Below are 20341 nucleotides of genomic sequence, written 5' to 3' on the forward strand. Positions count from 1 at the left end.
CCGTGTTGTTATGAGTGAAGTTGCGCGACAGGTCTGGCCCACCGTCCGTTCCATCCCCGTGTCGTCCGTGACCGATGCCAAGCCTCCCGCTCACCTGCGTCCGGCGTCCCCTGAGCAGGTGGGGGGCAGCAGCGGCACCGGACGGGACACCACGGGCGGTTCGGCCACCGGCGTCGGCACGGGCCGCGCCCGGCCCAGGGGCGCGGGCGCGCACGGGAACCCCGCCGCCGCGCTGGGCTTCTCCGGCGACCCCGGCCAGCACGGCGACCCGGACGACACGATGCTGCACGCCCAGCGCGTCTGGGACGGCACCCTCGCCACGAACCGCATGGACGACCTGGGCGTCAACACCGAGCGCCAGCGCGTCGAGACCAAGGACGTGACGGTCTCCGCCGGGCTGCTGGTGGACGGCCGGCCCGGGGACGTGCTGGAGTGCGTCCAGTCGGTGATCGAGCACACGCACGCCCGGATCCTCGCCCTCGACCTGGGGAACGTCGACGGCGCGGGAGACGTCCTGGACGAGCTGGCCGAACGGCACCCGGAGCGGATCGTGGTGTGGCACGTCGCCGAGACCTCGCGGGCGGCCGGGGGCACGGCGGGGTGGGGCGAGAGCCGTACCAAGCTGTTGCGGCTGGACGAGTCCGAGGTGCACGTGCTGATGGAGACCTCCCTCGCGCTGACGGGGGACGCCTTGACGCCGCTGGTGGCGGCCATCGTGGAAGGGGCGGTGGCGGCGGGCTGGCAGGCGGCCGAGGCCGAGGAGCCCGGCAGGGTGGGGGCGTTGCGCTGCGACCTGATGGCGGTGCGCAGGGCGGCGGCGCTGGGGGCCTTCCCCGAGGGCGCGGAGCGCGGCGAGGAGGCCGACCGGGAGTTCTCGCACGCGCTGGAAGGCGGCCTGGTGGTGCCCGAGGGCCCGCTCCCGGTCCGCCGGCTCGACTCCACCCACCGCAGCGACCAGCCCCTCCACAGCTGACCCCGCCCTCGCCCCCCGGGAACCGCTCGGCGGCGTCGGCGCGGGCGCGTGCACGGGTGGGCGGGTGGCGGTTCGGGTGCGGGGCGGTTGCGGTTGTGGGAGCCGCAGGGGGTTCGGGACGGTGTCGTGGGGGCTGGGGGGCTCATAAGCTTGGTGGCCATGGAGATGCTCGCGTCGCACACCACCCTGGGCCTGGGCGGCCCCGCCCGCGACTTCGCCGAGGCGGTCACGGCGGAGCAGCTCGTGTCCCTCGTCGCCGAGGCCGACATGAACGGCGTGCCGACCCTGGTGCTCGGCGGCGGCAGCAACGTGGTGATCGGCGACGAAGGCTTCGACGGCCTGGTCGTCAAGGTGGCCACCGAGGGCGTGACGGTCTCCAGGGACGGCGAGCAGGTGCTGCTCACGGTCGAGGCCGGCCAGGACTGGGATCCGCTGGTCGAGCGGGCCGTGGCCGAGGGGTGGTCCGGCATCGAGTGCATGTCCGGCATCCCGGGCCTGGTGGGCTCGACGCCGATCCAGAACGTCGGCGCGTACGGCCAGGAGGTGGCGCAGACCATCAGGTGCGTGCGGGCCTACGACCGGCTCACCCGGCAGGTGGTCGACCTGGAGGCGCGTCAGTGCGGGTTCTCCTACCGCGACAGCGCGTTCAAGCGGGACCTGTCGCGGCACGTGGTGCTCGCCGTGACGTACGCATTGGACGTGTCGGACTTGTCCGGCCCGGTGGCCTACCAGGAGCTGGCCGGGCGGCTCGGGGTGGAGCTCGGCGGCCGCGTGCCCCTCGGGCCGGCCCGCGAGGCCGTCCTGGGGTTGCGGCGGGGCAAGGGCATGGTCTTCGACCCGGCGGCCGACCCCGACAGCCGCAGCGCGGGCTCGTTCTTCACCAACCCGATCCTGACCGCCGAGGAGGCCGCCGAGCTGGCCGGACGTGCTCCCGGCCACCCCCGCTGGGACCTGCCCGACGGCCGCGTCAAGGTGCCGGCCGCCTGGCTGATCGAGCAGGCGGGCTTCCCCAAGGGCTACGAGCGCGGCCCGGTGCGCATCTCGACCAAGCACACGCTGGCCCTCACCAACCCTGCGGGCGCCGCCTCCACGGCCGACCTGCTGGCGCTGGCCGCGGAGGTGCGCGACGGGGTGCGGGAGAAGTTCGGCGTGACGCTGGTCAACGAGCCGGTGCTGGTCGGCTGCACACTGGCGGCCGAGCCGGGGGCCGAGCCGGGGGCGGAACCGGTGTCCGAGCCGGGGGAACAGCCGGCGGAATGACGGCTTCACGTGGGCTGTTATGGTGTGTTGGTAATTCCGAAGGGGAGTAGTCCCAATCGTGTGATCGACATACTGGCGCGTGATCGCGCCCGGTCACACGGGCCTTGACGGGCGGACGAGACCTTCGGCCTGGCAGTCATGGACAAAGACGCTGCCGGGCCGAAAGTCGTGCCCGAAGATCCCCCGGGTGCCTGCTTCCGGTCTGGTCGCGGGAAAGAGGACCGGTTGGAAGCGTTCTGGATCAGTCTCGCGGTCATTTTCGTGGCCGAGCTCGGTGACAAGAGCCAGCTCATGGCGATGACGTTCGCCACCCGTTTCAAGCCCTGGCCCGTGCTCGCGGGCATCACCATCGCCACCACCGTCGTGCACCTGCTGAGCGTGGCCGTGGGCGGGCTGGTCGGGAAGGCGCTGCCGACGACGGCCATCTCGATCGTGGCCGGCATCGCCTTCCTCGGGTTCGCCCTGTGGACGTTGCGGGGCGACGAGCTGACCGAGGAGGAAGAGGACAAGGCCCGCAAGACGACCAGGAACGTCCTGGTCGCGGTGACCGTGGCGTTCTTCCTGAGCGAGCTGGGCGACAAGACGATGCTCGCCACGATCACCCTGGCCACGCAGCACGGCTGGGTCGGCACGTGGATCGGCTCGACCGTGGGCATGGTCGCCGCCGACGCCCTGGCCATCCTGGTGGGCCGCCTGCTCGGCAAGCACCTCCCCGAGAAGGTCATCCGGTACGGCGCCGCCGCCGCGTTCGCGGTGTTCGGCGTCATCCTGCTGGTCGAGGCGCTCATCTAGAGCCCGTACGGAGTTCGGATCTCCAGGCGTGTTCGGGCGTGTTGCGCTGCTTGTACAGATCGGGATCATGGGTGGCCGGCCGGCCGCCGGCAGATCCGCGCTTCTTGGCGATGGGCCGCCTGGTCGGCCTTCTCCGGGATGACCGCCTTGATCCCGCGTCTACGCAGGCAGGCGCGGTTGCCGCGAGAAGAGTACGCCTTCTCTGCGGCCACCGCGCCCGCCCGGGTGCGCGGACGGCATCGACCATCGGCCGCCAGATGCACCTTGCGGGTCAACCCGCCCCGGCGGCACGATGGTGGACGCGGGCAGTGGTGGAGTCGACGCCGGCCAGGTCGAGGTCGGCCTGTCCCCGGGCTGCGGCCTCGGCGATCATCGCCTGCGTCAACTGCTCGAACACGCCGTCCCGCGCCCAGGTGCGGAACCGGCCGCAGGCGGTGAACCATGGCCCGTACTCCTCCGGCAGGTCACGCCACGGGCTGCCGGGACGGAACCGCCACATCACCGCGTCGAACAGCCGCCGCAGATCCGGGATCGGACCCCGCTCACCCAACGGTGAGTGAGGCTCGATCAAGGACCGTTCTTCGTCGGTGAGATCCCCACGCGCCATGGTCGATGGCCTACCAGGGCCCCTGGCCGTACCGCAGGCAATCCCGCTGATCCCAACTCCGTACGGGCTCTGGCGCCGGTCGTGGAAGCGTGATCGACAGGCATCGGATGACGGTATGCTCGCAGCCCAATTGATCTTGTTCGTTCGTTGCTGAAAGTGGTGCCGTGAGCCGTCTGTCACACCGTCGTCTGACGGTCGCATCAATGGTGTTGGCGATCGGCGCGATCGCCTTGACCTCAGGCGCGGGTTATGGCTCGCGGAGTGCCGTGAGCCCCAGCGCCGCCACGACGGCGGCCCCGGTGCCGAACACCGTGCGTACGGGCTGGCTCGTGTCCTCCGAGGGCCCCTTCCCGTTCCCTCCCGGCCGGCAGTTGAGCGCGGCGCCGAACAGCTGGAAGTACGGCGCCGCGACGAACGCGGCCCTCGCCAAGCTCGGTCTCACCCAGACCCGCGTGTGGCTGGAGTTCAACCAGGCGTACGACGTCACCACACGGACGCCGCAGTATTCCAAGTGGTACGACTACCTCGAAGCGTACGCGTCGCGCTCGGACGAGCTCCTGCTCAACTGGCGCTCCGACTACGACCCGCTGGTCACCAAGGGCACCTTCACCCGAGCCGAGCTGTTCGCCGCGCAACGCGACATGCTCGCCGACTACAAGCGGCGCTTCCCGAGCATCACCTATCTGGAGTCGGAGAACGAACAGGCCGACATCGCGGCCTACTACCCGATGTACAAGTTCACCTACCAGGTGGTGAACGCGGTCAACGCGATGAACCTGCCCGGCCCGAAGCTCAAGATCGGCGGCCCGACGACTGACATCTTCACCACCTACCGGATCGGGAAGTTCCTCGACCTCTATGCCGCCGACACCGACCCGGAGAAGCGGCTGGACTTCATCAGTTACCACCAGTACCTGATCGACACCTCCAGCGACCCGGACAAGTGGCAGACGCTGAAGGAGAATCCCGCCGTCGTCTCGACCGAGCGCGCCCAGCTCGACTCCATGCTGGCCGCCCGGGGGCTGCCGAAGGTGCCCGCCATGGTCAGTGAGATCGGCGTCTTCCCCCGCGACCGTACCTCCAGCCTGGGCATGTCGGCGGATCTGCACATCCAGGCCGCGGCGTTGGCGTCGCTGTCCTACTACTACCTGGGGCAGAAGTCGGTCACGCCGTACCACTGGACCATCGATCACCCGGACAACGACCGCAAGGACCTGTTCGCCGACAGGTTCACCGGCGTGCCGCGCCCCTACTACAACATGATGCTCATGCAGTCGATGCTCCCGGACACCCGGTATCGCGCGACCTCGGACCAGCTCAGCGACAAGGGCATCGGGGTCTACGGTCTGGCGGCCGCCGACGACGACACGTTCGCCGTCATGACGTGGAACTACCAGTGGACGCATCAGACGACCTATGACTCCAAGATCGTCATTTCGTCGCTTCCCCAGAAGTTCTGGAAGAACAACGTGCTCGTCACCCGGTACAAGATCGGCGCCGACAGCGACACCGACACTCTCAAGCCGGTCGAACAGTTCGTCATCGAGCCGCGCAGAGGCGGTGGGTACACGAGCCAGACCTTGTCGCTGAAGCCGAACGAACTGCGGCTGCTCGTCCTGACTCCGACGAATCTGCCGGTCAGCTGACAAGACGGGCCGGACCTCCGTCCTGCGGAGGCCGGTCATGAGGACCGGCCCCTCCGGCGTACGCAGCAGCACCCCACGCTGCCGGGGGTGTGCCGGACAGGTCGACGAGCACCAGCGAACCGTCACCGAACAGATCGTGGCTCCGCTCGAACGTGAGCACGGGCGGGTCCGTCGAGCTCGTACCGACGCACCGGCCTGTCCCGAAACGCACCGCGGTCTCCACCGGAGGGGGCCTGGCGTCCGTGCGCCATCCAGCCGTGCTCTCGGCCGTGCACCGCGACGGGCCGGATCTGAAGCCTCCGGCCAGCCTGGAGGGCCGAACTCCGTACAGGCTCTAGGAGCGCGGCAGCCGTCCGTGGACGTCGGCGAGCAGGCCGAGCACCGGCTCGCGGCTCTCCCGGGCGAAGGCGGCCTCCACCGCCCGGGCCGCGGGCCCGTCGCCGAGCCAGGCGAGGACCTGGGCGTGGGCGGGGGCGCCGCGATCCCAGAAGGCGTTGGTCAGCCGCCGCCCCGACAGGCCGTCGGTGACGAAGTCGCGCAGGTGGGCGATCGCCGCCTCGCTCTCCAGCGCGGCCCAGGCGTCGAGGAAGGGCGTCAGGTCGACGCCGGTGGCGGCGACGGCGCACAACACCGTGTCCGCCGGCGGGCGGGAGGGATGGCGGCGCAGCGTGTCGAGCCACCATGCGTGCAGGAACGCGGTGACGGCCGCGCGTTCGCCGCCCGGCCAGCCATGCCAGCCGGCGACGGTGAGCTTGCCGAGGACGATCTCCGGGTCGGGGTAGGAGAACGCGTCGGCCGCCGCGCATTCGAGCAGGCGCGGCAGGAAGTAGCGGAAGGCGGGGACGTCTCCCCACGTGGTGAGCGCCTTGGCCGCGTAACGGGCCAGCGAGCCGGCCTCGATCGCCGAGACCGGGCCGGACAGCAGGCACGCCTGCTCGCCCGGCTCGACGCAGTGGGGGCAGCCGGGCACGCTCGCGGGCCTCGCGACGGCTCCGAACACCTCGTAGAGCCGCCCGAGGGCGGTCGCCGTCAGTCGAGGGTGAAGTAGTCGGGGCCCGCGTACCGGCCGGTGGCGAGCTTCTGGCGCTGCATGAGCAGGTCGTTGAGCAGCGAGGACGCGCCCAGCCTGAACCAGTCGGGGGACAGCCAGTCGTCGCCGGCCGTCTCGTTGACCAGCACCAGGTTCTTGATGGCGTCCTTGGTCGTGCGGATGCCGCCGGCCGGCTTCACGCCCACCTGGCGGCCGGTGGTGTCGCGGAAGTCGCGCACCGCCTCCAGCATGATCAGGGTGACCGGCAGCGTGGCCGCCGGTGACACCTTGCCGGTGGAGGTCTTGATGAAGTCGGCGCCCGCGATCATGGCCAGCCAGGACGCCCGGCGCACGTTGTCGTAGGTCGCCAGCTCGCCCGTCTCCAGGATCACCTTCAGGTGCGCGGCGCCGCAGGCGGCCTTGACCGCGACGATCTCGTCGTGGACCTTCATGTAGTCGCCGGACAGGAACGCGCCGCGGTCGATCACCATGTCGATCTCGTCGGCGCCCGCGGCCACGGCCAGCGCCGTGTCGCTCACCTTGACCTCCAGCGAGGAACGCCCGCTGGGGAACGCGGTGGCGACCGAGGCCACCTTGACCCCCGAACCGGCCACCGCCCGGACGGCCACCTCCACCATGTCGGGATAGACGCAGACCGCCGCCACCTTGGGGGCGCCCCCGCCCGGGTGCACGGCCTTGGTGCACATGGCCCGCACCTTGCCCGCCGTGTCGGCGCCTTCGAGCGTCGTCAGGTCGACCATGGAGATGGCCAGGTCGATGGCCTGGGCCTTGGCCGTGGTCTTGATGGAACGGGTGCCGAGCATGGCCGCCCGCTGGTCGGCGCCCACCCGGTCGACTCCGGGAAGGCCGTGCAGGAAGGCGCGCAGCGTCGCGTGGGACGAGGCGACGTCCGCGAGCGAGGTAGTCACAGTTGACACCTTCACAGCATCGCCGACCAGGGCCACTACCTCCAAACCGGACGGACGGCAACGCCGCCTAAGGCGGGGCGGGCGCTGCCCTAGGTATGTCCGGCCCCGCGTACGCCCGCAGATAGGACATCCACCTGATGTGGCGGGCCGGGCCTTAGGCCGAACATTGAAGATGTCAGGAAAAAGCAGCAAATGTTCAGGAGAACACCGTGAACCCCGAACTCGAGTACGAGCTCATGAAGTCCCACGCCAGCGAGCTCCGGCGGGCCGCCGCCGAGCACCGCCGAGTACGCGAGGCGATGAAGGGAAACAAGGCCGAGCGTCGCTCGGTCTTCGGCAAGCGCCGTTCGTCATGACCGCCCCCAGAGAGCCCGGCCGCGTCATCAGTTGTGGCGGCCGGGCCTCTGCACCCCCCTAAACCCCGTCGAAACTGATTGATAGGGCATGGCATGCTGAACGACATGCTGGGACGTTCGGTGAGTCCCGTCTTCGTCGGGCGGGCGGAGGAGCTCGCCGCTCTCGCAGAGAGCTTCGACGAGGCACGTAAGGGCACGGTGACGGCCGTGCTCATGGGCGGGGAGGCCGGGGTCGGCAAGAGCCGGCTCGTGCAGCGCTTCGCCGAGTCCTGCGTGGCCGACGGCGCGCAGGTGCTGGTCGGCGGCTGTGTGGAGCTGTCGGCCGAGGGCCTTGCCTACGCGCCCTTCACCGCCGCGCTCAGGCAGCTCGTCAGGGAGCAGGGCCCCGCCGCGGTGGCCGCGCTGCTGCCCGAAGGCGCCCAGCGGGACCTGGCCAGGCTGCTGCCGGAGTTCGGCGAGCCCAGCGGCGACGGGGAGACGGAAACGGGCCGCGCCCGGCTCTTCGAGCAGTTCCTCACCCTTCTCGAACGCCTCGCGGACAGCCGCCCCACGGTCCTCGTCATCGAGGACATCCACTGGGCCGACCGCTCCAGCCGCGACCTGATCGCGTTCCTCAGCCGCAACCTGCACGCCCCGCAGGTGCTCATCGTCATGACCTACCGCTCCGACGACCTGCACCGGCAACATCCGCTCCGCCCCGTGCTGGCCGAGCTCGGCCGGGTGAACGGCGTCCACCGCCTCGACCTGCCCCGGCTGTCGCGCGACGAGGTGGCCGCGCAGATGGCCGGCATCCTCGGCGCCGCGCCGGAATACGTGAAGGTCCAGAAAGTCTACGAACGCAGCGAGGGCATTCCGCTGTTCGTGGAGGCGCTGCTCGACGGCGGCGAGGACTGCACGTTCCCCGAGTCCATGCAGGACCTCATCCTCAGCGCCGTCGAACGGCTGCCCGAGGACACCCAGCGCGTCCTGCGCATGGCCGCGGCCGGCGGCAACCGGGTCGGCCACGCGCTGCTGGCCGCCGTCAGCGGTCTGTCCGAGATCGAGCTGGAGGCGGCGCTGCGTCCCGCCATCGCCGGGAACGTGCTGCAGATCGCCGACAACCGCGCCTACGTCTTCCGGCACGCGCTGATCCAGGAGGCCGTGCACGAGGAGCTGCTGCCGGGCGAGCACCAGCGCCTGCACTCCCGGTACGCCGAGGAGATCTCCAAGGACCGCTCGCTCGTCCCGCCCGGCCGGGCCGCCGTCGAGCTGGCCCACCACTGGTACGGCGCCCGCAACGACCTCTGGGCCCTGGTCTCGGCCTGGGAGGCCGCGCAGAAGTCGTTCAAGGCGTACGCCTACACCGAGGCCGTGCCGCTGCTGGAACGCGTGCTCATGCTCTGGGACCGGGTCCCCGACGCCGCCCGGCGCATCGGCGTCGACCACACCGCCGTGCTCGAACGCGCCTCCGAGGCCGCGAACGCCGGCGGCGAGGTGGACAAGGGCGTGAAGTTCGTCAAGGCCGCCCTCGCCGAGCTGGACGAGACCGAGGAGCCGGGCCGGGTGGCCCAGCTCATCGTGCGGCAGGCGTCGTTCAAGGCGTCCAAGGGCCAGATGGGCGTGATCGAGCTGCTCCGGCACGCGCTGCGGCTGGTGCCCGAGCCGGGCCCGGTGCGCGCGGAGGTCGTCATGCCGCTGAGCAGGCAGCTCATGCTCCGCGGCCAGATCGCCGAGGGCGAGGAGCTGATCCACGAGGGCCTCGACCTGGTCAGGCGGTCCGGCGACAAGTGCCTCGAAGGCGACCTGCTGATGAACCTGGCGCTCGGCCACTCGCTCAGAGGCGAGCTGGAGCAGGTCATCGCCGTCAACGAGCAGGCGATGGCGCTCGGCAAGACCGAGAGCTCGGGCCGCATCATCATCAGGGCGATCGGCAACAACATCGACTCCCTCATCGACATGGGCCGCGCCGAGGAGGCCCTGCGCCTGTCGGAGCAGGGCTGGGAGTACGCCAAGAAGTACGGCAGGCTGCGCGGCAGCGGGCTGTTCATCCTCAACAACTGGGCCGAGGCGCTGGAGTCGCTCGGCCGCTGGGACGAGGCGCTCGACCTCGTGGACAGCGCGCTCAACTACGGGCCCGTCCTGCGCACCCAGTACGCGCTGCTGCGCGTGCGCGCCGACATCGGGCTGGCCAGGGGCGACCTGCAGCACGTCGAGGGCATCCTGTCGGAGATCGGCGTGCTCAAGGACCGTCCCGAGGACTTCGTCCAGGACGTGATCAGCAACGCGCGCCTGCACATCGGCTGGCACCTGCTCAAGGGCGAGCCGTGGGCGGCGCTGGCCGTGGCCGAGCGGGCGCTGTCGCATCCCAGGCTGCCGAGCAAGGCCATGCTGGGCTGGCGGCTGCTCTCCCTGCTGCGCACGGTCTGCGACGCGGCGGAGGACCTCGAACCCGGCCGGACCGCCGCGGTACGGGCGCACGCCGCGGAGGTGGCGGCCGAGCTGACGATCAGCGGGCCGGTGGCGGAGGCGTACCGGCTGTCCTACAGCGGTGACTTCGACGCCTCTGCGGCGGCGTGGGAGCGGCTGATGCGGCCGCACAACCAGGCCAAGGCCCTGCTGCGGGCGGCCGGCGTCGCGGCCAGGAGCGGTGACAGGGAGGGCGCGGCGTCCCGGCTCCGGCAGGCGCGCCCGCTCGCCGCCGCGCTGCGCGCCACCCCGCTCGCCGAGGAGATCGAGGCGCTGTCGCGCCGCGTGGGCGGCGGCCCGCAGGCCCAGGAGACGCCGTCGGAGCTGCTGACGCCGCGTGAGCTGGAGGTGCTGCGCCTGGTGACCCAGGGACGCACCAACCGCGACATCGCCGCCGAACTGTTCATCTCGGCGAAAACCGTCAGTGTGCACGTCTCGAACATCCTGGCCAAGCTGGGTGTCACCACGCGCGGAGAGGCCGCCGCGGCGGCGCATCGGCTGTCACTCCTGTCCTAGGAGCTCCGGGCCCCTCTGAGCACTCGGACCGACCGTCTACGCTGGCAAGGTGATGTCCCTATACCTCACCCTGGCGTGACGGCGATGTTCGACTACGCACCCGCGCCAGAGTCGCGCGACATTGTCGATCTCAAGCCGTCGTACGGGTTGTTCATCAACGGTGAGTTCGTGGACGGCTCCGGCTCCCCCTTCAAGACGGTCAACCCGGCGACGGAGGAGAAGCTGGCGGAAGTCGCCTCGGCCTCCTCCGACGACGTCGACCGGGCCGTGCAGGCGGCGCGCAAGGCGTTCGGCGTGTGGAGCGCCCTGCCGGGCGCCGAGCGGGCCAAGTACCTGTTCCGCATCGCGCGCCTGATCCAGGAGCGGGCCCGCGAGCTGGCCGTCCTGGAGTCCCTCGACAACGGCAAGCCCATCCGCGAGTCGCGCGACGTCGACCTGCCGCTGGTCGCGGCCCACTTCTTCTACTACGCGGGCTGGGCCGACAAGCTGGCCTACGCCGGGTTCGGCCGGAGGACGACAGACGGGCACAGTGGCACCAAGCCGCTCGGCGTGGCCGGGCAGGTCATCCCGTGGAACTTCCCGCTGCTCATGCTGGCCTGGAAGATCGCTCCCGCGCTGGCCTGCGGCAACACGGTGGTGCTCAAGCCCGCCGAGACGACCCCCCTGACCGCGCTGCTGTTCGCGGAGATCTGCCGGCAGGCCGAGCTGCCGCCCGGCGTGGTCAACATCGTGACCGGCGCGGGCGACACCGGCGCCGCCCTGGTGGCCCACCCCGACGTGAACAAGGTGGCCTTCACCGGCTCGACCGAGGTCGGCCGGATCATCGCCCGCGCGGTCGCGGGCACCGACAAGAAGCTCACGCTGGAGCTCGGCGGCAAGGCCGCGAACATCGTGTTCGAGGACGCCGCCGTCGACCAGGCGGTCGAGGGCATCGTCAACGGCATCTTCTTCAACCAGGGCCACGTCTGCTGCGCGGGCTCCCGGCTGCTGGTGCAGGAGTCCGTCCACGACGAGCTGCTGGAGGCGCTGAAGCGGCGGCTCGGCACGCTGCGGCTCGGCGACCCGCTGGACAAGAACACCGACATCGGCGCGATCAACTCGGCCGAGCAGCTGGCCAAGATCCGCGAGCTGTCCGAGGCCGGGGCCGACGAGGGCGCCGAGCGCTGGTCGCCCGCGTGCGAGCTGCCCGACCGCGGCTACTGGTTCCCGCCCACCCTGTTCACCGGGGTCGCCCAGTCCCACCGGATCGCCCGGGAGGAGATCTTCGGGCCGGTGCTGTCCGTGCTGACCTTCCGCACCCCGGCCGAGGCCGTGGAGAAGGCCAACAACACCCCGTACGGGCTGTCGGCCGGGGTCTGGACCGAGAAGGGCTCGCGCATCCTGTGGATGGCCGACCGGCTGCGGGCCGGGGTCGTCTGGGCCAACACGTTCAACAAGTTCGACCCCACCTCGCCGTTCGGCGGCTACAAGGAGTCGGGGTACGGCCGTGAGGGCGGGCTCGCCGGGCTGGAGGCCTACCTTGACGTGTGATCATCGCCGTTCCGGGCGGTCCGGGCGGCGTGCCCAGGCCACCCGCGGGCACGCCTTCGCCCGCGCCGGCCGGCCCGTACGCGTCGGCTGGTACGCCCACCGCTGCGGCGTCAGCAGGTGCGGCCAGGTGTTCGCCCCGGTCCAGACGTCGCAGGAGTCCACGTGGAGAGGTCGGGGCGATGAGTAGGTTGTCCGTCAGAAAGACCTACAAGCTGTACATCGGCGGGGCCTTCCCGCGCTCGGAGAGTGGGAGGTCCTATCCCGTGACCTCGCCCAAGGGCGACTTCCTCGCCAACGCCTCGCGCGCCTCGCGCAAGGACGCGCGCGACGCCGTGGTGGCCGCGCGCAAGGCGTTCCCCGGCTGGTCCGGCGCGACCCCCTACAACCGGGGGCAGATCCTCTACCGCGTCGCCGAGATGCTGGAGGGGCGGCGCGGGCAGTTCGCCGAGGAGCTGGGCCTGGGCAAGAAGGCCGCCCTTGAGTCGGTGGACGCGGCGGTCGACCGGCTGGTCTGGTACGCGGGCTGGTCCGACAAGATCACGGCGGTGCGCGGGTCGGCGAACCCGGTCGCGGGGCCGTACTTCAACCTGTCCTCGCCGGAGCCGACCGGGGTCGTGGCCGTGGTGGCGCCCGCCGATCCGCTGCTCGGGCTGGTGTCCGTGGTGGCGCCGGTGATCGTCACCGGCAACACGTGCGTCGTGGTCGCCTCCGAGCCCTCGCCGCTCGCCTCGATCACGCTGGCCGAGGTGCTGGCCACGTCCGACCTGCCGGGCGGGGTGGTCAACATCCTGACCGGTCAGCAGGCCGAGCTGGCGCCCTGGCTGGCCGCGCACATGGACGTCAACGCGCTCGACCTCACCGGGGTCGAGGACGCCGACCTGGCGCTGCGCTGCGAGCAGGAGGCGGCAGAGAACCTCAAGCGCGTGCTGCGTCCCGTGCGCGAGGACTGGACGGCCGATCCGGGGCTCGGGCGGATGACCCGGTTCCTGGAGACCAAGACCGTCTGGCACCCGGCCGGCGTCTAGGAGGAACAGGCGGTCCGGACAAGCTGGGCGTCCAGGAGAGACAGGCGGTCCGGACAAGCAGGGCGTCTAGGAGAAGCCGGGCGGGCGTAGCGGCGGGTGGGCCGCCTGGAGCTGGGCGGCCAGGGCCAGCAGGTGCGGCTCGCCGCCCGGCGGCGCCACGAGCTGCACGCCGATCGGCAGCGCGCTGGAGTGCGTGGCGACCGGCACGGCCATCGCGGGCCAGCCGCACAGGTTCCACGCAGCCGTGGTGGGCGCGTACCTGACGTTGGCCAGCAGGTTGGGCAGCAGGCCGCGCCCGCCCCAGCGGTCGGCGCGCGGCGGCAGGGCGGCGAGCGCCGGCGTGATCATCACGTCGGCGTCGCCGAACCAGGTGTCGGCGCCGTAGCCGCTCCAGCGTTCGCGGCCGCGCCGGCCGTCCAGGCCGATCCTGGTGAGCGCGCGGCCGGCGCGGGCCAGCGCGCGGGTACGCCGTTCCAGCGCGTGCGGATCGAGGCCGTCGACGGCGGCGGCGGCCCGGCCGAGCCAGGTGGCCACCCCGGCGGGGCCGAGCCAGGCGGGCAGGCGGTGCGGGTGCTCGACCACGGTGTGCCCGGCGTGCCGCAACGTCTCGGCGGCCGCTCGCACCGCCGCCTGGAACTCCCGGTCCACGGGCAGGCCCGGCGGCAGCGGCTGGGGGGCGTAGGCCACCCGCAGGTCGAACGGCTCGGGGCTGTCCTGCGGCGGTTGCGGCTCCCACACCTCTTCGTCGTCGGCCCAGACCGAGCGCAGCATGCGCGGCTTCGGCTCGACCCGGTGGCCGGTACGCCACGCCTCGGCCAGCGCCGGGTCGGCGGCCAGGACGGACAGCACGAGCGACAGGTCGGCCGCGGTCGTGGCGAGCGGGCCGTTCTCGGTGAGCCCGTCCCAGTCGTCGGCGGGCGGCGGGACCAGGCCCGTGCCCGGCTTGACGGCCAGCACGCCGCAGCAGGCGCCCGGGATGCGCAGCGACCCCATGCCGTCGTTGCCGAGCGCGATCGGCACCATCCCGGCCGCCACCGCCGCCGCGCTGCCCGACGACGAGCCGCCGGCGGTGCGGGCGAGGTTCCAGGGGTTGCGCACGACGCCGTACGGGCTGTCGCCGAAGCCGACCAGCCCCAGCTCCGGCAGGTTGGTCAGCCCGACGATCACCGCGCCCGCCGCGCGCAGGCGGGCCACGGCCGGATGGTCCTCCCGGGCGGGTGCGCCGGACGTGGCCGCCGAGCCGCCGCGGGTGGGCTCGCCGGCCACCTCCAGGTTGTCCTTGACCGCCACCGGAACCCCGGCGAGCGGCAGGTCGGCGAGGTCGCGGCGGTCGCCCACGGCCCGCGCCTCGTCCATCGCCTGCTTCCTGACCAGCCGGAAGGCGCCCACCCGGGAATCCCGCTCGGAGATGCGGCGAAGGTGCTCCGCCACGACGGTCGTGGCCGTGACGTCGCCGCGCCGGACGGCCGCCGCGATCTCGATGGCGGTCCTGCCTGCCCACAACATGTCTAGAGTGTGCAGGTTTTCACTCTTCCTTGCGAGAGCCCCTGCCGGGCTCCCGCCCGGCCTCCTTCAACGCCAGCCGCAGCGCGAACTCGATCTGCGCGTTGATGCTGCGCAGGTCGTCGGCCGCCCACTTGGCGATGGCGTCGTAGACGGCCGGGTCGAGGCGGAGCAGGAGCTTCTTGCGCTCAGGCATACAGACTGCCGGCGTTCACCACCGGCTGGGTCGCCCGGTCGCCGCACAGGACGACCAGGAGGTTGGAGACCATCTGGGCCTTGCGCTCCTCGTCGAGCTCCACGACCCCCTCGGCGGCCAGCCGGTCGAGCGCGAGCTGGACCATGCCGACCGCGCCCTCGACGATCCTGGTGCGGGCGGCCACCACCTGGCTGGCCTGCTGGCGCACCAGCATGGCCTGGGCGATCTCCGGCGCGTAGGCCAGGTGGGTGATGCGGGCCTCCAGGATCTCGATCCCGGCCAGCTCGGTGCGCTCGCGCAGCTCGGCGGTCAGCTCGCCGGCGACCTCGGCGCCGTCGCGCAGGCTGGTGCGCTCGGGCTCGTGCGAGTCGTACGGGTGGGTGGTCGCGAGGTGGCGCACGGCGGCCTCGGACTGGATCGCGATGTACTCCTCGTAGTCGTCGACGGAGAAGGCGGCCTTGGCCGTGTCGGTGACCTTGTAGACCACCACCGCGGCGATCTCGACCGGGTTGCCGTCGGCGTCGTTGACCTTGAGCTTGGCGGTCTCGAAGTTGCGCACCCGGAGGCTGATGCGGCGCTTGGTGGTGAACGGCGTGACCCACTGCAGCCCCGCCACGTTGACCGTGCCGACGTAGCGGCCGAGGAACTGCACGACCTTGGCCTCGTTGGGGTTGACCACGGTGAAGCCGGAGGCCACGAGCGCGAAGAGCACGATCCAGGCTATGCCGAGCGTCTCGATCGAGACCAGCGCCGCGCCGCCCAGCAGGAGGAGGACAAGCAGGACGAGGAATCCGTTGACCCGGAAAGCACGACGTTCCATCGCGACTCCTTGCTATCGAAGTGATATCACCATGATAGCCATATAAACTCCATGCGCGTGAACGGATCTTCACTTGCCATCCGCCAGCGCTCGCTGGGTGACCCTTCGATCGAGTTCCCGCTGTCCCCGCCGCTCACGAGGGGCTGCCCGCGCACCAGCACCGCCGAGCTGGCCTATCCGGTCGAGGTCGTCTACGACTACACGCGCCTGGACAAGGGTCTGTTCGACCAGGAGCCGGGGCCGGACATCGCGCGGTGGTCGCCGCTGCTGCCGTCCCTGGAGGCGCCGACGCTGGGGGAGGGCGGGACGCCGCTGCTGGAGTTCGACGGGATCTACGTCAAGGACGAGTCCCAGAACCCGACCTGGTCGCACAAGGACCGGCTGAACCGGGTGGCGGTCAGCGCGGCCCTGGCGGAGGGGGCGGCCGGGGTGGTGGTGGCCTCGTCCGGCAACCACGGCGCCTCGGCCGCCGCGTACGCCGCCCGCGCCGGGCTGCCGGCCATCGTGCTGGCCTCGGCGGACTCGCCGGCCGGCGTGCAGGCGTTCGTGCGGGCGTACGGGGCGAAGGTGTTCTCCGTGCCGGCGGAGGAGCGGTGGCCGCTGCTGCGGGAGGTCGTGGACCGGCTGGGCTACCACCCGGTCAGCAACCAGACCGTGACCCACACCGGCCACCCGTTCGGCCCCGAGGGGTACAAGACGATCGCGTACGAGCTGTTCCTGCAGCTCCGGCGGGCGCCCGCGGCGGTCTTCGCGCCCACCGGGTACGCCGAGCTGCTGTTCGGGATGTGGAAGGGCTTCACCGAGCTGCGGCTGCTCGGGCTGTCCGGGGACGTGCCGCGGATGTTCTCCTGCGAGCCGGCCGTGGGCGGCCCCAACGCGCGAGCCCTGGCCGAGGGCTCACCCGCGGCGGTCGTCGAGCTGGGGGCCAGCCGCGCCTACGGGATCGCGGGGTCGGTCGGCGGCCACCGGGGCGTGCTGGCGGTGCGCGACAGCGGCGGCGAGGCGCTGCTCGTGACGGACGACGAGATGCGCGCCGCCCAGCGGGACCTGGCGCGGCAGGGCGTCTGGCAGGAGCTGTCGGGGGCGGCGGGCCTGGCGGGCTACCGGAAGCTGCGCCGGGACTTCGACGGGCCGGTGGTGTGCGTCGGCACGTCGAGCGGGTTCAAGGACATGGGGGTGGGCGAGGCGACCCATCCGGTCCGCACCGGTTTGACGGTGGCCGACCTGACGGACTGACCGCGCCCGGTCTGTCAGGGCTTGAGCAGGATGCGGAGGGGACCGAGGGTGGTGAAGCCGTGGGCGAGTGCGGCCGACGGGTCGCTCTCGTAGCCGACCAGCGGACGGCCGGGGAACAGCTCGGCCGCCATCGCCACCGTGCCCTCCCAGGCGGCGGACTCGTCGCAGCCCGAGGCGAAGACGTTCGAGACGCCCGTCACCGTGCCGCTCGCGTTGAGCGCCGCGCCGCAGACCACGTCGGCCCCGATGCGGCCGCACACCAGCCGCACCTGCGGCTCGTCGAGCAGCGCGGGCGGGAACAGGCCGGGCGCGCCGCCGGAGAAGCACGCCTGCGCCCACTCCTCCAGCGCCCTGGGGTCGGCGGCCACCTCCCACACGACGGGGTCGCCGGTGGCCGCCCGGAGGGGACGCCGGGGCGCGTCCGGAGCGGGCCGGGCGATCCACTGGGCGGTGAACAGCACGTCGAAGCCCGGCAGGTCGAGCGTGCCGAAGCTGTCCTTGACCGAGGCGCCCGAGCCCGCGTCGATGTGGCCGAGCACGTCGGCCGGCCCGGCGTCGGGGGAGAGCGTGACGGCGTCGGGGTACAGGACGGGCGTCCTGGCCGGGTTGGTCCAGGCGAGCGGCCCGAAGACGCCGGGACGGCCGTGCGCCCGGCACATCGTGTCGCACCAGGCGGCGTTGTCGCGGACGGCTTCATCGATCAAGGTCTGCTCCGGTTGACGCGGCGGGTCGGCGGCGCGGTGAGCGGGTCCTCCGGCCATGGGTGCTTAGGGTAGCGGCCCCGCATCTCGGCCCGTACGGACCGGTAGCCCTCGCGCCAGAACGAGGCCAGGTCGGCCGTCACCGCCACCGGACGGCCCGCCGGGGACAGCAGGTGGACCAGCAGGGGGACGCCGGCGATCCGCGGCGTCTCCTGCCAGCCGAACAGCTCCTGCAGCTTCACCGCCAGCACCGGCTGCTCGCCGGAGTAGTCGATCCTGATCTGCGAGCCGCTGGGCACCTCGACGCGTTCGGGGGCCACGTTCTCCAGGCGTTCGCTCCACGGGATCAGGCGGCGCAGGGCGGCGGCCACGTCGATGCGCTCGACGTCGGCCCGGCGGCGGGCCCTGGACAGCTCCGGCTCCAGCCACTGGTCGGCCAGGGCGATCAGGTCGTCGGTGGGGGGCCACGGGGGGCCGATCGCGCGGTGGGCGAAGGTCAGGCGGTCCTTGAGGTCCTTGGCCTGCCTCGTCCAGGTCAGGAGGTCTTCGGTGCGCAGGCCGTGCAGGATGGCGGGGCGTACGTCGGCGTCCTTGAGCGGCGTGGCGGACAGCTCGATCGCGCCCAGGCGTTCGACCACGCGGGCCGACACGTCGCCGCGCCGCTCGCCCGGCGGCACCCGCCAGGCGACCTCCTCCTCGACCGTGACGGGCAGGGCCAGCCTGGCGATCTCCTCGTCGATCACCACGGCCTGGCGCACGCGGGCCGAGGCCGAGCCCGTGGGCCGGTCGGCGACGGCGATCGCCAGCCACGGCGCGGTGGACAGCCTGGAGCCCTCGGCGAGCTGGGCCTGCGTGCCGGACGCCATGAGATAGCCGCCGCCGCGCCGCCTCGCCACCCGTTCCGGGAACGCCAGCGCCACCGCCATCCCGGCCAGCGCGTCGTCACCCACCTCCCGCGCCTGCGACTCCTGGCCGGTGGCGCGGGCGAGGCGCCTGGTCTCCTGGCGCCAGCGGGCCGCGAAGCCGGTGCCGCCCCTGCGGGCCGTGCGCCAGACCTCCGCGAGGTCGTCGCCCGCGTCCCTGGGCAGCTGCTCCGACAGCAGCGCCACCACCTCGGCGGCCCGCGGGCCGAGGTCGAGCAGGGCCCTGGCCAGGCGGGGGTGCACGCCCGCGAGCGCCATGCGCCGCCCGCGACCGGTCACCCGGCCGGCCTCCAGCGCGCCCAGCGCCTCAAGGGTGCGGACGGCGGCCGCCATCGCGGCGGGCGGCGGCCGGTCGAGGAGGGCGAGGTCGGCCGCGTCCGCGTCGCCCCAGCAGGCCGCCTGGAGGGCGAACCCGGTCAGGTCGGCGAGCGCGATCTCCGGCCGCGCGTGGTCGGCCAGGCGTTCGTGCTCGGCCGCCGTCCAGCAGCGGTACACGGCCCCGGGGGCCTCCCGCCCGGCGCGGCCGGCCCGCTGGTCGGCGGACGCCTTCGAGACCCTGACCGTGGTGAGCGACCCGAGCCCCCTGGCGTGGTCGGTACGGGGTTCCCGGGCCAGCCCCGAGTCCACCACCACGCGGACGCCCGGCACCGTCAGGCTCGACTCGGCCACCGACGTGGCCAGCACGACCCGGCGGCCGGCCCCGGGCGACAGGACGGCGTCCTGGACGCGGGCCGGCGCCTGGCCGTGCACCTGGAGCACGTCGAGGCCGCCCAGCATCCCCGCGACCCTGGCGATCTCCCCCACGCCGGGCAGGAAGCACAGCACGTCGCCGTCACGCTCGGCGCAGGCCCGCCGGACGACCGCGGCCACGTGCGACAGCAGCGCCGGATCGACGCGCAGGCCGTGGGGCGGCGCGACCGGACGCTCCGGCGGCGCCCACACGGTCTCCACGGGATGGGCCGTCCCCGTGGCGGCCACCACGGGCCCGCCGATCAGCTGTGACCAGGGGGCCGCGTCGGCGGTGGCCGACGTGGCCAGCAGCCGCAGGTCGGGACGGAGGGTCTCGCGCACGTCGAGCAGGAACGCGAGGGCGGTGTCGGCGTCGAGATGGCGTTCGTGGCACTCGTCGAGCACGACTGCGTCGACCCCGGCGAGCTCCTGGTCGCGCTGGAGCCGCTGGAGCAGCACGCCGGTGGTGACCACCTCGACCATGGGGTTCGCCCCGGTGTGCCGCTCGCCGCGGATCGTGTAGCTGACGCCCATGCGCCGGGCCGCCGCGCGCACGGCCAGCCGCCGGGGCTCGGCGACCAGCACCCGCAGCCCGGCCTCGGCCAGCGCCAGGGGCACGACCGTGGTCTTGCCCGTGCCGGGCGGCGCGGTGAGCACCGCCGTGCCGTGGCGCTCCAGCGTGGCGAGCAGCTCGGGGAGCGCGTCGTGGATCGGCAGCCGGTCAGGCGGGGGCATGTGAGGCCGACAACACGGAGTCGAGCAGGCCGGGGAAACGTTCGTCGAGGTCGCCGCGGCGCAGGCTGATGTACTTGAGCCGGCCCTCCTGCTTGGAGACGATCACGCCGGCCTCGCGCAGCGCGCGGTAGTGGTGGGACGCCGTCGACTTGTGGACGCCGAGATGGTCGCCCGCGGCGGTGCACGTCATCTCGCCCAGGGTGGCCAGGCGGACCACGATCTCCAGCCGGACGGGGTCGGCGAGCGCACGCAGGACCTCGGTGAGCTGGATGTCCTCCTTCGCGGGGTGCGGTAGCAGGCGCATGGTGGAACCCTACCTCGCTCTGATTGTTTGACAACTATCCAACTGTAATGACAGTTTGATGTCCGTCCAACTAAATGGCTGGAGG

At 72.3% G+C, this 20341-nt stretch carries 17 protein-coding genes and 1 pseudogene; 9 read left to right on the plus strand and 9 right to left on the minus strand.

The genetic code is table 11. The features are described 5' to 3' along the window. Positions 1-67: 67 nt before the first annotated feature. From ACFYYW_RS41010 to ACFYYW_RS41020, 3 genes are all read left to right on the plus strand, one after another. Positions 68-973, plus strand: a complete 906-nt coding sequence (locus ACFYYW_RS41010; protein ID WP_387657857.1) for a hypothetical protein — start codon at positions 68-70, stop codon at positions 971-973. A gap of 159 nt (positions 974-1132) precedes the next feature. Continuing rightward, positions 1133-2233, plus strand: coding sequence for a UDP-N-acetylmuramate dehydrogenase (locus tag ACFYYW_RS41015; RefSeq protein ID WP_387657860.1), 1101 nt, complete (start codon positions 1133-1135; stop codon positions 2231-2233). Between the two features lie 225 nt (positions 2234-2458). Then, positions 2459-3025, plus strand: coding sequence for a TMEM165/GDT1 family protein (locus ACFYYW_RS41020; RefSeq protein ID WP_352321001.1), 567 nt, complete (start codon positions 2459-2461; stop codon positions 3023-3025). A 19-nt stretch (positions 3026-3044) separates the two neighbouring features. Here the strand turns inward: ACFYYW_RS41020 and ACFYYW_RS41025 are convergent. Then, a pseudogene (locus tag ACFYYW_RS41025) lies at positions 3045-3632 on the minus strand (transposase); the annotation flags it as partial. Between the two features lie 266 nt (positions 3633-3898). Between ACFYYW_RS41025 and ACFYYW_RS41030 the strand changes: the two are divergent. After that, positions 3899-5278 carry a hypothetical protein gene (locus ACFYYW_RS41030; protein ID WP_387657864.1) on the plus strand — a complete coding sequence of 460 codons (1380 nt, stop codon included), beginning with the start codon at positions 3899-3901 and terminating at the stop codon, positions 5276-5278. Positions 5279-5612: 334 nt separating this feature from the next. Here ACFYYW_RS41030 and ACFYYW_RS41035 read toward each other — a convergent pair whose 3' ends face one another. Both ACFYYW_RS41035 and deoC read right to left on the minus strand, forming a co-directional pair. Beyond that, positions 5613-6278 (minus strand): hypothetical protein, encoded by a 666-nt coding sequence (locus ACFYYW_RS41035; protein WP_387657867.1) that lies wholly within the window; start codon positions 6276-6278, stop codon positions 5613-5615. Positions 6279-6307: 29 nt separating this feature from the next. Further along, a complete protein-coding gene (deoC, locus tag ACFYYW_RS41040; protein WP_352355741.1) occupies positions 6308-7237 on the minus strand; it encodes a deoxyribose-phosphate aldolase in 930 nt (309 codons plus the stop codon). A gap of 209 nt (positions 7238-7446) precedes the next feature. Here deoC and ACFYYW_RS41045 point away from each other — a divergent pair, with 209 nt between their 5' ends. The 4 genes from ACFYYW_RS41045 (at position 7447) to ACFYYW_RS41060 (ending at position 13109) form a co-directional block, all read left to right on the plus strand. Further along, positions 7447-7593, plus strand: coding sequence for a hypothetical protein (locus tag ACFYYW_RS41045; protein WP_352321007.1), 147 nt, complete (start codon positions 7447-7449; stop codon positions 7591-7593). A gap of 105 nt (positions 7594-7698) precedes the next feature. Beyond that, positions 7699-10554, plus strand: a complete 2856-nt coding sequence (locus ACFYYW_RS41050) for an AAA family ATPase (RefSeq protein WP_352321009.1) — start codon at positions 7699-7701, stop codon at positions 10552-10554. An 84-nt stretch (positions 10555-10638) separates the two neighbouring features. Next, positions 10639-12084, plus strand: a complete 1446-nt coding sequence (locus ACFYYW_RS41055; RefSeq protein WP_387657872.1) for an aldehyde dehydrogenase family protein — start codon at positions 10639-10641, stop codon at positions 12082-12084. Positions 12085-12263: 179 nt separating this feature from the next. Then, positions 12264-13109: an aldehyde dehydrogenase family protein gene (locus ACFYYW_RS41060; RefSeq protein WP_352321012.1), complete on the plus strand. Its 846-nt coding sequence runs from the start codon at positions 12264-12266 to the stop codon at positions 13107-13109. Between the two features lie 66 nt (positions 13110-13175). Here ACFYYW_RS41060 and ACFYYW_RS41065 read toward each other — a convergent pair whose 3' ends face one another. From ACFYYW_RS41065 to ACFYYW_RS41075, 3 genes are read right to left on the minus strand one after another with little or no spacing between them, the layout of a single operon-like run. Further along, positions 13176-14615, minus strand: coding sequence for an amidase (locus ACFYYW_RS41065; protein ID WP_387657874.1), 1440 nt, complete (start codon positions 14613-14615; stop codon positions 13176-13178). A gap of 19 nt (positions 14616-14634) precedes the next feature. Beyond that, positions 14635-14808, minus strand: a complete 174-nt coding sequence (locus ACFYYW_RS41070; RefSeq protein ID WP_352321015.1) for a hypothetical protein — start codon at positions 14806-14808, stop codon at positions 14635-14637. Beyond that, on the minus strand, positions 14801-15628 hold the full coding sequence (locus ACFYYW_RS41075) for an SPFH domain-containing protein (RefSeq protein WP_364413790.1): 828 nt from the start codon (positions 15626-15628) through the stop codon (positions 14801-14803). The genes ACFYYW_RS41070 and ACFYYW_RS41075 overlap by 8 nt, the downstream gene beginning before the upstream one ends. A gap of 57 nt (positions 15629-15685) precedes the next feature. Here ACFYYW_RS41075 and ACFYYW_RS41080 point away from each other — a divergent pair, with 57 nt between their 5' ends. Then, positions 15686-16864 carry a pyridoxal-phosphate dependent enzyme gene (locus tag ACFYYW_RS41080; RefSeq protein WP_387657879.1) on the plus strand — a complete coding sequence of 393 codons (1179 nt, stop codon included), beginning with the start codon at positions 15686-15688 and terminating at the stop codon, positions 16862-16864. Between the two features lie 14 nt (positions 16865-16878). Here ACFYYW_RS41080 and ACFYYW_RS41085 read toward each other — a convergent pair whose 3' ends face one another. The 3 genes from ACFYYW_RS41085 to ACFYYW_RS41095 are packed head-to-tail and all read right to left on the minus strand — an operon-like array spanning position 16879 to position 20256. Next, positions 16879-17568 (minus strand): hypothetical protein, encoded by a 690-nt coding sequence (locus ACFYYW_RS41085; protein WP_364413794.1) that lies wholly within the window; start codon positions 17566-17568, stop codon positions 16879-16881. After that, complete coding sequence (gene hrpB, locus ACFYYW_RS41090; protein WP_387657882.1) at positions 17565-19952, minus strand: ATP-dependent helicase HrpB; 2388 nt, start codon at positions 19950-19952, stop codon at positions 17565-17567. Before hrpB ends, ACFYYW_RS41085 begins: the two co-directional genes overlap by 4 nt. Then, complete coding sequence (locus tag ACFYYW_RS41095; protein WP_387657885.1) at positions 19939-20256, minus strand: ArsR/SmtB family transcription factor; 318 nt, start codon at positions 20254-20256, stop codon at positions 19939-19941. The genes hrpB and ACFYYW_RS41095 overlap by 14 nt, the downstream gene beginning before the upstream one ends. Between the last annotated feature and the right edge of the window lie 85 nt (positions 20257-20341).

It is taken from the genome of Nonomuraea sp. NPDC001831, from assembly GCF_042892035.1.
GTDB lineage: Bacteria > Actinomycetota > Actinomycetes > Streptosporangiales > Streptosporangiaceae > Nonomuraea.